10 protein-coding genes are annotated in these 13654 nt (G+C 68.2%); 1 reads left to right on the top strand and 9 read right to left on the bottom strand.

Annotated features, from left to right (window positions below):
• Positions 1-11 precede the first annotated feature (11 nt).
• The 5 genes from whiA to ACP15J_RS00630 form a co-directional block, all read right to left on the bottom strand.
• Complete coding sequence (whiA, locus tag ACP15J_RS00650) at positions 12-989, bottom strand: DNA-binding protein WhiA (protein WP_424935935.1); 978 nt, start codon at positions 987-989, stop codon at positions 12-14.
• Positions 990-1075: 86 nt separating this feature from the next.
• The gene (gene rapZ / locus ACP15J_RS00645) at positions 1076-1948 is read right to left on the bottom strand and encodes an RNase adapter RapZ (protein ID WP_424935936.1); all 873 of its coding nucleotides are present in this window, start codon (positions 1946-1948) and stop codon (positions 1076-1078) included.
• A gap of 25 nt (positions 1949-1973) precedes the next feature.
• The gene (gene uvrC, locus ACP15J_RS00640) at positions 1974-3980 is read right to left on the bottom strand and encodes an excinuclease ABC subunit UvrC (RefSeq protein WP_424935937.1); all 2007 of its coding nucleotides are present in this window, start codon (positions 3978-3980) and stop codon (positions 1974-1976) included.
• Positions 3980-6922 (bottom strand): excinuclease ABC subunit UvrA, encoded by a 2943-nt coding sequence (uvrA, locus tag ACP15J_RS00635; protein ID WP_424935938.1) that lies wholly within the window; start codon positions 6920-6922, stop codon positions 3980-3982. The genes uvrC and uvrA overlap by 1 nt, the downstream gene beginning before the upstream one ends.
• Before the next feature lie 49 nt (positions 6923-6971).
• Positions 6972-7412, bottom strand: coding sequence for a MarR family winged helix-turn-helix transcriptional regulator (locus ACP15J_RS00630; protein WP_424935939.1), 441 nt, complete (start codon positions 7410-7412; stop codon positions 6972-6974).
• A 43-nt stretch (positions 7413-7455) separates the two neighbouring features.
• Between ACP15J_RS00630 and ACP15J_RS00625 the strand changes: the two genes are divergently transcribed.
• Positions 7456-7704 (top strand): hypothetical protein, encoded by a 249-nt coding sequence (locus ACP15J_RS00625; protein ID WP_424935940.1) that lies wholly within the window; start codon positions 7456-7458, stop codon positions 7702-7704.
• A gap of 18 nt (positions 7705-7722) precedes the next feature.
• Here ACP15J_RS00625 and ACP15J_RS00620 read toward each other — a convergent pair whose 3' ends face one another.
• The 4 genes from ACP15J_RS00620 to coaE all read right to left on the bottom strand — a co-directional run bounded on the left by ACP15J_RS00620 (position 7723) and on the right by coaE (position 13526).
• On the bottom strand, positions 7723-9747 hold the full coding sequence (locus ACP15J_RS00620; protein WP_424935941.1) for a glycosyltransferase: 2025 nt from the start codon (positions 9745-9747) through the stop codon (positions 7723-7725).
• Positions 9748-9905: 158 nt separating this feature from the next.
• The gene (gene uvrB, locus ACP15J_RS00615; protein ID WP_424935942.1) at positions 9906-11984 is read right to left on the bottom strand and encodes an excinuclease ABC subunit UvrB; all 2079 of its coding nucleotides are present in this window, start codon (positions 11982-11984) and stop codon (positions 9906-9908) included.
• 79 nt (positions 11985-12063) lie between these two features.
• Positions 12064-12621: a hypothetical protein gene (locus tag ACP15J_RS00610; protein ID WP_424935943.1), complete on the bottom strand. Its 558-nt coding sequence runs from the start codon at positions 12619-12621 to the stop codon at positions 12064-12066.
• A gap of 302 nt (positions 12622-12923) precedes the next feature.
• On the bottom strand, positions 12924-13526 hold the full coding sequence (coaE, locus tag ACP15J_RS00605; RefSeq protein WP_424935944.1) for a dephospho-CoA kinase: 603 nt from the start codon (positions 13524-13526) through the stop codon (positions 12924-12926).
• Between the last annotated feature and the right edge of the window lie 128 nt (positions 13527-13654).

Below are 13654 nucleotides of genomic sequence, written 5' to 3'. Positions count from 1 at the left end.
CGACCGAGGCCTCAGACCTCGATGCCCGCCGGGACCGCGGACTCCGTGCCGGGGACGCCGTCCGCCACGGCACGTTTGTCCGCCATGGCCAGCAGGCGGCGGATCCGGCCGGCCACCGCGTCCTTGGTCAGCGGCGGGTCAGCGTGATGGCCGAGCTCGTCGAGACTCGCGTCGCGATGAGCGAGCCGAAGCTCCCCCGCTGTACGGAGATGGTCTGGCACCTCGTCGCCGAGGATCTCGAGGGCGCGCTCGACCCTGGCGCAGGCCGCCACGGCTGCCTGCGCCGAACGTCGCAGGTTCGCATCGTCGAAGTTCACGAGACGGTTCACCCCGGCCCTGACCTCGCGGCGCTGACGCATCTCCTCCCAGGCCGCAGCGGTCCGCTCCGCGCCCATCAGGCTGAGGAGCGAACGGATCGCCTCCCCCTCTCTGACCACGACGCGCGGCATCCCTCGCACCTCCCTGGCCTTGGCCGAGACGCCCAGGCGATGCGCGGCGCCGACGAGGGCCATCGCGGCCTCCGAGGACGGGCAGGCGACCTCCAGCACCGCGGAACGCCCTGGCTCGCTGAGCGAGCCCGCAGCAAGGAACGCTCCCCGCCACAGACCCGACAACTCCTCGCGCGAGCCCGTGGTGAGCCGGTTCGGGAGACCCCGGACCGGGCGGCGGCGCTGGTCGAGCAGTCCGGTCTGACGCGCGAGCGTCTCTCCGGCGGCGATCACGCGGACCGCATATCGGGCGCCCTCGCCACCGGAGGCCCCCTGGACCTGGGCGATCTCAGGACGGACGCCGAAGATCTCGGCGAGGTCCCTGGCCACACGGCGAGCAAGCAGCTCCGCGTCCACCTCCGCCTCGACAGCGACCCGGTTGGCGATCGAATGCAGTCCTCCGGCGAACCTCAGCACAGCCGTCACCTCGGCGACGCGCACCGACGGCGGCGCGTTGCGGATGCTGACCAGCTCTGCCTTGACGTCGGTGGTGAGTGACACGAGACTCCTTCGCATTCCTGGCGTCGGGTCGCGACGCGAAGGACTAGCCTACTCGTCCCGGGCCCCGCGTACGCACGACGACGACGCTACTCCCGGCCGAGATCGCGGTGGCGGACGGTCACCGCGACACCCGGCGCCGAGGCGAGCCGCCGTGCGAGCTCCTCCGCCACCGCGACCGAGCGATGCCTGCCCCCGGTACAGCCCACAGCGATCGTGGAGTGGCTCTTGTTCTCCCGTTGATACCCCGCCAGGACGGGGCCGAGGGCATGCACGTAGGCATCGAGGAACTCCTGGGCGCCTTCGCGGGACAGGACGTACTCGCTCACCGACTCGTCCCGCCCCGTCGAGTCACGAAGCTCGTCGATCCAGAACGGATTGGGCAGGAACCTCATGTCCGCCACGAGATCGGCGTCGGCGGGGAGCCCGTACTTGAATCCGAAGCTCATGACCGTCAGGCGGTGGCGCGCGGCACCTTCCTCGACGAACAGCTCCATCACCTTGGTGGCGAGCTGGTGGATGTTGAGCGCCGAGGTGTCGATGACGATATCGGCCCCCTCGCGCAACGGCGCCACGCGAGCGCGTTCGATACGGATCCCGTCCAGGATGGTCCCGTCCGCCTGCAGCGGGTGCGGACGCCGGACGGACTCGAAACGCCGGACGAGGACGTCGTCGGAGGCGTCGAGGAAGAGAATGCGCACGGAGCCGTGCTCTCTGAGCGCCCTGGCCGCGCCGGGGAAGTCGTCGAAGAGGTTCCGCCCTCGGACGTCGACCACCGCGGCCACCCGGGGCAGGGCCGCGCCCCCGAGGTTTGCGAGGTCCAGCAGCGGACGGAGCATCTGCGGCGGGAGATTGTCGACGACGTACCACCCGAGATCCTCGAGCGCGTTCGCCACCGTCGAGCGCCCGGCACCCGACATCCCGGTAACGATCAGGAACTCCCCCTGGTCGCCGACGCTCATGCAGCCTCCCTCGCTCGACAACAGCCTATCGAGCGCCGGGCGTCGAGGAGGCCGCCCCTGAGGAGATCGCCCCCGAGACGAGATGCGCATGGACGTTCGCCGCAAGGGCAGGTCCGATGCCCGGGATCTGCTGGATCTCCTCCGGCGTCGCCCTCCGCAGGGCCGAGACCGATCCGAAATGACGCAGCAGCGCCTTGATCCGTGCCGCGCCGAGCCCGGGCACCTCGGCGAGCACCGTGGTGATGTCACGTTTACGCCTCTTGCGCTGATGCGTGATCGCGAAACGGTGAGCCTCGTCCCGGAGGCGCTGCAGCAGGTAGAGCGCCTCGCTCGTCCGCGGCAGGATCACCGGATACTCCTCTCCCGGGAGCCAGATCTCTTCCAGTCTCTTGGCGATGCCGCATAGACCGATCTCGGTGTGCCCTGCGTCGCGCAGAGCCCGTGCCGCAGCCTCGACCTGGGGTCGTCCGCCGTCGACGAGAAGGAGCTGCGGCGGATAGGCGAACCGTCGACGCCGAGCGCCGACGACCGCTTCACCGTCCTGCGCCTCGGCACCTGCCGTATCCGCCTCGCCAGCCGTCTGTTCCACCGCTCCAGGTCTCGCTGGGAGGAGCGGCTCGGCAGGAAGGGTGACCATGCCGTCCGGTGCGTCGAGATGCGCAAGGCGGCGACGTAGCACCTGGTACATCGAATCGGTGTCGTCGGTGGTCTCCGCGACGCCGAAGGAACGGTACTGGTCTTTGCGCGGCAGACCATCCTCGAACACGACCATCGAGCCCACGACGTTCGTGCCGCCGAGGTGAGAGATGTCGTAGCACTCGATCCGCAACGGCGCTTCGTCGAGCCCGAGCGCGTCCTGAAGGTCCGTGAGCGCCTGCGTCCGGGTGACGTAGTCGCTCGACCGCCTTGTCTTGTGCCGGATGAGCGCCTGCTGCGCGTTCACCGTCGCATTGCGCATGAGCTCGGCGCGCTGTCCCCGTTGCGCGACCACGATCTCGACCTTCCTCCCCCGACGGTCACGTAACCACTCCTCGAGCTCTGCGGCGTCGTCGGGCAGCGTCGGCACGATCACCCGCCGCGGCACATCCTCCCCTTCGGCATCGCCATAGGCGCGTTGGAGCAGCTGATCGACCAGTTCGCCCCCGGAGATGTCGATCTCTTTCTCGATCGTCGTCGCCCTGACACCGCGTACGCGTCCGGCGCGGATCACGAAGTGCTGGACCGCCGCGGAGAGCTCGTCCTCGGCGATCCCGAGAAGATCGGCGTCCTCGTCCTGTGGGAGCACGAGAGCGCTCTTCCCGAGCACCGCCTCGATCGAGGCGAGCTTGTCGCGATACCGCGCGGCGTTCTCGTAGTCCATGGCCGCCGACGCCTCACGCATCCGTCGGGTGAGCTCCCGGGTGAAACGCTCGTCGCCGCCCTCCATGAAAGCGACGAAGTCATCCACCATCGCGCGGTGCTCCGCGATCGTGACGGTCATGGAACAGGGGCCGCCGCATTTCCCGATCTGCCCAGGGAAGCACGGGCGGCCTGTCTGCATCGCCCGCTTGTAGCTGGCGTCACTGCACGTGCGGATCGGAAACGCCTTGATCATCAGGTCGATGGTCTCGTGCACAGCCCACACCTTGGGGAACGGCCCGAAGTACTTCGCCCCGGGGATCCGCCGATTCCGGGTCACGAGCACCCTCGGAGCCTCGTCGCCGAGGGTAACGGCCATGAACGGGTAGGACTTGTCGTCCTTGTAGCGCACGTTGAAAGGCGGATCGTATTCCTTGATCCACATGTACTCCAGCTGGAGCGAGTCGACGTCGGTGGGCACGACGGTCCACTCCACAGAGGTCGCCGTCGTGACCATGCGCCTGGTGCGCTCGTGCAATGTCCGCAACGGCGCGAAGTAGTTCGACAGCCGCTGGCGCAGGTTCTTCGCCTTGCCGACGTAGAGCACGCGCCCCTGCGCGTCCCGGAATCGGTAGACGCCGGGGTCGGTCGGGATCTCCCCCGCTCGCGGCTTGTAGGGAAGCTCCTGGGCCATCAGCTCGCCTTGCGCGCGCGGTCGCTTCCCACCTCGGCCTCGACGCTCCTCGCCGTCGCGGCGGCGGGCCGACGCCCACTCGGTGCGAGAATCTCGGCGAGGAACCGGCCGGTGTGACTCTCCTCCACGCGAGCGACCTGCTCAGGGGTGCCGGTCGCGATGATCTGCCCGCCTCCCGAGCCTCCCTCGGGGCCGAGGTCGATGACCCAGTCCGCCGACTTGATCACGTCGAGGTTGTGCTCGATCACGATCACCGTGTTCCCCTTGTCCACGAGACCGTTCAAGACCTCGAGCAGCTTGCGGACGTCCTCGAAATGCAGGCCGGTCGTCGGCTCGTCCAGCACGTAGATGCTGCGGCCGTTGCTCCGACGCTGCAGCTCCGTGGCGAGCTTCACCCGCTGGGCCTCGCCGCCGGAGAGGGTCGTGGCGGACTGCCCCAGGCGGACATAGCCGAGGCCGACGTCGACGAGGGTCTTCATGTAGCGATGGATGGCCTGGATCGGCTCGAAGAACTCGGCCGCCTCCTCGATCGGCATCTCCAGGACCTCGGCGATGTTCTTGCCCTTGTAGTGCACCGCCAGGGTGTCACGGTTGTACCGCTTGCCGTGGCAGACCTCGCAGTCGACATAGACGTCGGGGAGGAAGTTCATCTCGATCTTGATCGTGCCGTCGCCCGAGCATGCCTCGCAACGGCCGCCCTTGACGTTGAAGCTGAACCGGCCCGGCTGGTAGCCGCGCACCTTCGCCTCGGGGGTTTCGCTGAACAGGGTGCGGATGCGATCGAACACCCCGGTGTAGGTGGCCGGATTGGACCGCGGCGTGCGCCCGATCGGCGCCTGGTCGACATGGACGACCTTGTCGAGGTTGTCGAGTCCGGTCACCCTGGTGTGCTTGCCCGGCACCGTGCGGGCGCCGTTCAGACGCGACGCGAGCACCTGATAGAGGATGTCGTTGACGAGCGACGACTTGCCCGACCCGCTCACGCCGGTGACCGCTGTCATCACACCGAGCGGGAAGTCCGCGGTGACGTTGCGGAGGTTGTTCTCCTTCGCGCCGACCACACTCAACATCCGCTTTCGGTCGATCTTGCGCCGCCGGCCGGGCGTGGGGATGGATCGCCGCCCTGCCAGATAGTCCCCTGTCATCGAGGCGGTGTCGCCCAGAAGCGCCGGGTAAGGGCCGGAATGGACGACGAGTCCGCCGCCGACACCCGCGCCGGGGCCGATGTCGACGACCCAGTCCGCCGCCTCGATCGTCTCTTCGTCGTGCTCGACCACGATCAGGGTGTTGCCGAGATCTCGGAGGGTGAGCAGCGTCTCGATCAGCCGGCGGTTGTCGCGCTGATGAAGCCCGATCGACGGCTCGTCCAGCACGTACAGCACGCCGGTGAGCCCGGAGCCGATCTGTGTCGCGAGCCGTATGCGCTGGGCCTCGCCGCCGGAGAGCGAGCCGGCGGATCGGCTGAGGTTGAGATAGGACAGCCCGACCTGGAGCAGGAAGTCGAGGCGCAACCGGATCTCGCGCAGCACCTGCGCTGCGATCTTGGCCTCGCGCTCGGTCAGGTCGAGCCGCTGCATGAACTCCCTCGCCTCGGCGAGGCTCAGGTGCGAGACCTCCGCGATCGAGTGCCCGTGCACCTGGACCGCAAGCACCTCGGGCTTGAGCCGGTCGCCGTTGCAGACCGGGCACGGAACCTCGCGCAGGTACTCCCCCCAGCGGCTCCGCTGTGTGTCGCTCTCAGCCTGCAGGTACTGCCGCTCGATGTACGGCACGACGCCCTCGAAGCCTGAGGAGTAGCGCATCTCCCTGCCGTAACGGTTCTTCCACTTCACCGTGACCTTGTAGTTCTCACCGCGGAGGACAGCCTCACGCACGTCCGAGTGCAGCCTGTTCCACGGGGTGTCCAGAGAGAAGTCGAGATCACGAGCGAGCCCTTCGAGCAGACGCTCGTAGTACTGGAAGAGACCCTTCCCCTGCGTGGTCCATGGCAGGATCACGCCCTCACGGATCGAGAGGTCCTCGTCGCCGAGCATGAGGTCGACGTCCACCGACATGCGCGTCCCGAGACCGGAGCAGGCCGGGCAGGCGCCGAACGGCGCGTTGAACGAGAACGTCCGCGGCTCGATCTCGGTGAGCGTGATCGCGTGTCCGTTCGGGCAGGCGAGCTTCTCGGAGAACGACTGCCAGGCATCATCGCCGCTCTCGTCGACGAAGTTGACCTGCATCACCCCGCCGGCGAGGCCGAGCGCGGTCTCGACCGAGTCGGTGACACGCCCCAGGATGTCGGGAGACGCGACCAGACGGTCGACGACGACGGCGATGTCGTGCTTGTAGCTCTTCTTCAGTGCCGGCGGCTCGGCGAGCTGGACCATGTCACCGTCGACGATCGCGCGGGCGTACCCCTTGGCCGCGAGCTCGCGGAACAGGTCGACGAACTCGCCCTTCTTCTGCGTGATCACGGGCGCGACGATCTGGTAGCGGGTGCGTTCCGGCAGCTCCATGAGCTGGTCCGCGATCTGCTGAACGGTCTGCCGCTGGATCCGTTCCCCGCACTCGGGACAGTGGGGCACGCCGATGCGTGCCCAGAGCAGTCGCATGTAGTCGTAGATCTCGGTGATCGTGCCGACCGTCGAACGCGGGTTGCGGTTGGTCGACTTCTGATCGATCGAGACGGCGGGGCTCAGTCCCTCGATGAAGTCGACGTCCGGCCGGTCGACCTGCCCGAGGAACTGTCGGGCATAGGCGCTCAGGGACTCGACGTAGCGACGCTGCCCCTCGGCGAAGATCGTGTCGAATGCGAGACTCGATTTCCCAGAGCCGGAGAGGCCTGTGAAGACGACGAGCGAGTCACGCGGGATCTCGAGGTCGACGTTCTTGAGGTTGTGCACGCGGGCACCGCGGACACTGAGTTTTCCTGGACTGGCGACGGGAACGATGGGCACCAGACAAGTCTATGAGGGGCCACCGACATCGGCTCCGGCCCTGCACGCCTCAAAGCGAGACGCGACCGGCGAAGCGCCGCAGACCGTCGCGGACGCCTTCGACCTCGGAAACGGACATTCCCAGACGGGTCATCACCTGGGCCGGAACAGCGCGCGCACTCTCGCGCAGTCCGTGCCCCGCAGGGGTGAGCGCGATGTCGAGCCGTCGCTCGTCGGCGCTGCTGCGACGACGCTCGATCAGGCCGTCGGCCTCGAGCCGTTTCACGAGCGGCGAGGCCGTCGCCGGCTCCATCGCGAGAGCGTCCGCCAGGTCACCGAGCGATCGAGGCGACTCCTCCCAGAGCGCGAGCATGACGAGGTACTGCGGGTGGGTGAGCCCGAGCGGCTCGAGGATCGGACGATAGACCGCCACGACGTTCCGCGCGGCCGTCACCAACGCGAAGCAGAGCTGGTTCTCGAGGCGCAACAGCTCGTCCGGAGTCGATTCCACTCATTGATGGTACCTCTACCCTAATAATTAGTACACTAATGATATGGCTGCACCAGAGGACATTCCCCGACCACCGCTCCGGGACCGCATCAGGGAGGCCGGCGGCCTCTACGCCTGGTTCAACACCACCCTCATCCGCTTCGCCGGTCCCGCCTCCGTCGGCCCGTACGAGGCGACACCGCCGCCTTCGGCGGAGGAGCGCGCCCAACGCGCCTGCCCGCTCTGCGGCGCGCCGATGACGGCGCACGAGATCGACCGCTCTGGCCCCAAGCCGCTCATGCATTGCCCCTGAGAGACAGGAGCCCGCAGTTCACGGGGCGAGTGCCAGATCCCCTCGCAGCCGCTCATGGAGCTCTCGCTCGACCGCTCCCTCCTCGTCGCTCGCCGTCAGCCCGTGCGGCGTCTTCTCCCAGTGGAAGGGAGAGACATACAACTGCCACAGCGCACGATAGGCCGCGAGCGAGTGCAGCAGCCAGTACACAGGAGCCAGAAGGGCGGCCAGGGCGACGCCGGCGTCGTGCCGACGCCACGCACTGTGCATCGACGCACCGATCATGAGCACGTGGGACGCCGCCGCGACCGCGAACGCCGAGACGACGAACCAGGACGGCAGCGAGACCGCCTGCGCGATCGGCGGGACCAGCATGGCGGCGGACGCGAGCAACAGCAGCGGATAGGCGAGGAAGGCCACAGGCGTCCCCGCGATGAGCAGCAGCAGCGAGGCGAGCGCCCTGGCCCCGTTGCGCCGGACCCATCGGACGGGGTGGCGGCTGTTCACCGCGCCGGTCATCATGTACCCCTTGATCCACCGAGTGCGCTGTCGGACCCAGGCGGGCACCTGCGCGCAGGCCTCCTCCCAGGTCACGGAGTCGAGCACGTCGATCCGATACCCCCGCGAGGCGACGCGGAGGCCCAGATCCGCGTCCTCGGTCACGTTGTAGGCGTCCCAGCCGCCGATCTCGCGCAGGAGATCCACCCGGAAGTGGTTCGACGTCCCGCCGAGCGGGACCGGCAGACGCAGGCGCTGCAGCCCGGGGAGCATCGCGTCGAACCAAAAGGCATACTCGACCGCGAAGAGTCGGGTCAGCGCGTTGTGACGGGCATTGAAGTAGTGCAGGCCGCACTGCAGCGCACCGATCGGACGCGTGTCACGCCGGTTGCGCAGCGGACGCTCGAATGCATCCACCGCGTGGCGGAGCTGACCGGGCTCCGGACGGTCCTCAGCGTCGTAGACGACCAGGTACTCGCCCCGAGCGAAGCGCAGACCGTAGTTGCAGGCACGTGGCTTGGTCTGTGGCACGCCGGGCGGCACGACGAGGGTACGGACGTAAGCCGGCAGGCTCCCTTCGCGTACGGCGCGCTGCGTCTCGTCGTCATCCGCCTCCAGCAGGAGGATCACGTCGAGCTTCGAACGCGGATAGTCGAGCCGATCGATCGAGGCGAGCAGCTTCCCGATCACGTTGGCCTCACGATAGGCCGGTACGAGGATCGTGTACACCGGAAGGGCCGAGTCCCGACGACGGGCGACGAGAAGACGCTTCCATTCGCCACGACCTCGCCGGACTCGCACCCAGATCGTTCCGAGACCGGCTACGACCTTCACCGCGACCATGCCGAACAGTGCGAGGTTGACGACGACGAGCACGACGGTCAGCCCGGTGGCCGGTCCCGCCAGGAACGTCGACGAGACGGCGAGAAGGAAGAAAAGCGGAAGCAGACGCTGCCAGACGCGCAGCCCCGACCGGGCGGACTCCTCCGGCTGCTCGTCAGCGAACCGGTTCGCCGCCTCGTCGACGAGGTGCGGGCCGATCGCACGGGTGATGGACTCCTCCACCGCGGCGTCGGTCGCGATCACAGCGCCCGCGATCGGCGCCCCGACGGCACACGAGGCGCGCGCGAGCATCGCGGCATCGGGCTCGGCCGCGGCCGCGATATGGACACCGTCCGCCGTGCGGCGCCACGGCGTCCACCGCTCGCCGACGAGCGCTTCCGCCGGGACGGCACGGATCAACCGCGGATCCGCGGGCTCCTCCACCAGGTCGACGAACTCCCTCCCCCAGCGCCGGGCCATGATCCGGTAGAGCTGAGGGCGTGTGATCGCCCCCTGATGCAACAGGTGCATCGCCGGCGCAAGACCGTCGTTCTCGCTCGCCCGGACCGCCCGCTCGATCTCCGCTTCGCTGAGCACTCCGTTCGCGACGAGCGCGCCGAGCGTGTCGTGCGCAGTCGCCTCGTTCGGGCCGCCAGACCGCGTCGCCGCCCGCTGCGGCTCCGTCTCTTCCCGCAGCGCTGTCCTGATCGCGGGCGCGACAGGACTCCCCCTTCTTGCAGACACGTCATTCCCCCTGTGCGGCATAAAGCCGCGTTCCCCAGGCGTCTGACGCTAGCCGTTGACGGCGACGACGGAGGTCAGTTCACCCCGCAATGACTGATAACCGCCATAAAACGAGAGAAAACCGACCATTCGGCCGCCGTCACCTCGGGAGGTCGTGCTCAGGCGTGACCGGCGCGCTCCATGGCGCGCAGCTCCTTCTTCAGATCCTGCACCTCATCGCGAAGCCGGGCCGCGAGCTCGAACTTGAGCTCGCCCGCGGCCGCCAGCATCTGGCCGGACAGGTCGGCGATGGTCGCCTCGAGCTGCTCTGCCCCCTCGGCGGCGATGCCTTCCCGTCGCAGGTTCGGCGTCGGCGACTTGCCTTTGCCGCTCTTTCCCGCCTTCCCCCGTCCCGACAGCATCTCCGCGGTGTCGGCCCCTTCCCGGGCGAGAACCTCGGTGATGTCCGCGATCCGCTTGCGCAGCGGCTGCGGATCGATCCCGTTGGCCTTGTTGTACGCGATCTGCTTCTCGCGTCGACGCTCGGTCTCCTCGATCGCGTTGCGCATCGAGTCGGTCATGTTGTCGGCGTACATGTGCACTTGGCCCGAGACGTTCCTCGCGGCACGTCCGATCGTCTGGATCAACGAGGTCCCGGAGCGGAGGAAGCCTTCTTTGTCGGCGTCCAGGATCGCCACCAGCGAGACCTCAGGCAGGTCGAGCCCCTCGCGGAGCAGGTTGATGCCGACGAGCACGTCGTAGACGCCGGCCCGCAATTCGGTCAGGAGCTCCACCCGGCGCAGCGTGTCGACATCGGAATGCAGATAACGGACCTTGACCCCGTGCTCGCCGAGGAAGTCCGTCAACTCTTCCGCCATCTTCTTCGTCAGCGTCGTCACCAGCACGCGCTCGTCGCGCTCCACACGCAGACGGATCTCCTCGAGGAGGTCATCGATCTGGCCCTTCGAGGGCTTCACGACGATCTCGGGGTCGACGAGCCCTGTGGGACGGATGATCTGCTCCACGATGCCGTCGGCGATCCCCATCTCGTACTTGCCCGGCGTTGCCGAGAGGTAGACGGTCTGACCGATCCGCCGGGTGAACTCGTCCCAGCGCAGCGGGCGGTTGTCCATCGCGCTCGGCAGCCGGAAGCCGTGGTCGACCAGTGTCCTCTTGCGAGAGGCGTCGCCCTCGTACATCGCCCCGATCTGAGGCACTGTCACATGGGACTCATCGATGACGAGCAGGAAGTCGTCGGGGAAGAAGTCGAGCAGCGTGTGGGGAGGCTCGCCGGCCTCGCGGCCGTCGAGATGTCGGGAGTAGTTCTCGATCCCCGAGCAGAAGCCGAGCTGCTGCAGCATCTCGAGGTCGAACGTCGTGCGCATGCGCAGACGCTGCGCCTCGAGCAGCTTCCCCTGACGTTCCAGCTCGGCCAGGCGTTCGGCGAGCTCGGTCTCGATCGTCCCGATGGCGCGCTGGACCACGTCCGTGCCCGCGACGTAGTGCGAGGCGGGGAAGATCGGCACGGCGTCGAGTCGGGCGATCACCTCGCCGGTGAGGGGGTGCAGCGAGTAGAGCGCCTCGATCTCATCCCCGAAGAGCTCGATCCGGATCGCGTGCTCCTCATAGACCGGGATGATCTCGATCGTGTCGCCCCGGACCCGGAAGTTGCCACGCGAGAAGTCCACGTCGTTGCGGTTGTACTGCATCGAGATGAACTGCCGGATGAGGGCGTCGCGGTCATACCGCTCGCCGACCTGCAGCGCCACCATCGCGCGAAGGTACTCCTCCGGGGCTCCGAGGCCGTAGATGCAGGACACCGTCGAGACCACGACGACATCTCGCCGGCTGAGCAGCGAGTTCGTCGTCGAGTGGCGCAGGCGCTCCACCTCGGCGTTGATCGAGGAGTCCTTCTCGATGAAGGTGTCGGTCTGCGGGACGTATGCCTCGGGCTGGTAGTAGTCGTAATACGAGACGAAGTACTCGACCGCGTTGTGCGGCATGAGATCGCGGAACTCGTTGGCGAGCTGCGCGGCCAGCGTCTTGTTGTGTGCCAGCACGAGCGTGGGACGCTGCACCTGCTCGATGAGCCAGGCCGTCGTGGCCGACTTCCCGGTACCCGTGGCGCCAAGGAGCACCACATCGGTCTCCCCCGCATTGATCCGGGCCGCCAGCTCGGCGATCGCCTGCGGCTGATCCCCCGCAGGGGCGTACTCGCTGACGACCTCGAAAGGACGGACGCTGCGCGTAGGTTGCATCCCTTCAGCCTAGGACGGTCCACCGACATCGGGGCAGGCGCCGAGAGCCCGACGCCCACCCCGATCGCCGCGAGCCCGCTCAGGCGTCGTGCACCCGCGGGCCGACGACGGCACCCCCGTCGAGCGCCGAGATGAGGTCGTCGATCTGCCGCTCGCCGTCGATGCTCACGCCGGAGATGTCGAGCGCGACCGTGTTCAGCGAGGGCACGCAGCCCTCGGCGTTGTACGCGAGGTCGAAGCCCGTGATGCCGGCGTAGCAGGACACCCGCTGCGTGGCGGTCATCGTGACCTGTTTCCGCGTCGCCGAGACGATCCGCCACACGGCTCCGGCGGAAGTGACCGTGCTTCCGGCGAGGCTGAACGCAGGGTCGCCGCCGGTGTAGGTGACCGTCGCGGTCAAGGAGAAGTCGGCGCTGAAGACGTCGCTCGGGAAGCAGGACTCCACGCGCGAGGACGATGCGGAGAGCACCGTGTCCTTGATGTTCGGCGAGGACTCCACCAGCGAGCCGACGCTGCGCGGCTGGCCGGGGCCGCTCGCCGTCGCGGACGGCACGGCGAGCGCGGCGGCGATCACGGGCACGGACCACACCACGCCCTTCACGATCGTCCGGCGCGGGAGAAGGTTCAGCTCCGCCATGGGGGCTCCTTTGGGTAGGCGCAGCGGAGCGGGCTTTCGGGTGCTCGCGCTCCGCTACAGGGGGATGGGGATGCCGGGCACACCATCGGGCGACGGATGAGACACCGCCGCGAGCCTCGCTCTTACAGCCGTGAAAGGCCCGAGCCCACGCCTGTCCCAGCAGGCGGGTCGCTCCCCAGCAGCTTCACTGTACCAGGTTTAGTATAGACCCTATACATATACGTCAGAATGTTTCTGAGATCGTAGGATCACCGAGACAGCCGCCGTATCCCTCGCGAGATCTGTGGAGACCGACAGCAAAGTCAGTCCCCGCCGCGAAGGACTCGCCACAGCTCGTCCGTCTGACGCTCGGTCTCGGCGATGGATCCAGAGGTGTCGATCACGATGTCGGCGATCGCGCGACGTTGTGCGTCAGTCACCTGCGCAGCGATGCGCCTGCGCGCCTCAGAGACGTCCATCCCGCGAATCTCCACCAGGCGCCGTTCCCGCACAGAGGCCGGCGCGTCGGCGACCACGACGAGGTCCCACGGGTCATCGACACGTGCCTCCACGAGCAACGGGACGTCATAGACCACGACCGCGCCCGGGTCCCTGACGAAGGCCTCGGAGAATCGGCGCGCGGACTCTGCCCTCACGGCCGGATGCACGATGGCGTTGAGCCGTGCGAGAGCGTCGGGATCGCCGAAGACGCGCGCGCCGAGCCCGGCGCGGTCCAGCGATCCGTCGGCCCGGATCACCTCCGGGCCGAACTCCTCCGCGATACGCGCGAGGACGGGAGTTCCAGGCTCCTGGACCTCCCGGACGATCCGATCCGCGTCGACGATCACAGCCCCCTGCGCCGCCAGCCGGGCGGCGATCGTGGACTTCCCCGACGCGATACCGCCGGTCAGCGCGATGAGAGGCATGGGAACCATCCTGGCACGGTCGCCTCTGCGGGCCGGGACGTCCGGAAGCCTCTGGACGCGCGGAGCGGGGCGCCCCCCCCGGGGGGCCGCCCCCGCCCGCCGGGCCGCCCGCCGACGGGGGAGGCGTT

This window comes from Microbacterium sp. S308A+ (assembly GCF_049800815.1).
Taxonomy (GTDB): domain Bacteria; phylum Actinomycetota; class Actinomycetes; order Actinomycetales; family Microbacteriaceae; genus Microbacterium.
The sequence above is the reverse complement of the archived record's forward strand: the minus strand, read 5'-3'. Positions and strand labels throughout refer to the sequence as shown.

Bases quoted from the DNA above. Each gene is read 5' to 3' on its own strand.
- rapZ (WP_424935936.1), bottom strand. From the start codon at position 1,948: ATGAGCGTCGGCGACCAGGGGGAGTTCCTGATCGTTACCGGGATGTCG.
- ACP15J_RS00610 (WP_424935943.1), bottom strand. From the start codon at position 12,621: ATGGCGGAGCTGAACCTTCTCCCGCGCCGGACGATCGTGAAGGGCGTG.
- coaE (WP_424935944.1), bottom strand. From the start codon at position 13,526: ATGCCTCTCATCGCGCTGACCGGCGGTATCGCGTCGGGGAAGTCCACG.
- uvrB (WP_424935942.1), bottom strand. From the start codon at position 11,984: ATGCAACCTACGCGCAGCGTCCGTCCTTTCGAGGTCGTCAGCGAGTAC.
- uvrC (WP_424935937.1), bottom strand. From the start codon at position 3,980: ATGGCCCAGGAGCTTCCCTACAAGCCGCGAGCGGGGGAGATCCCGACC.
- ACP15J_RS00625 (WP_424935940.1), top strand. From the start codon at position 7,456: ATGGCTGCACCAGAGGACATTCCCCGACCACCGCTCCGGGACCGCATC.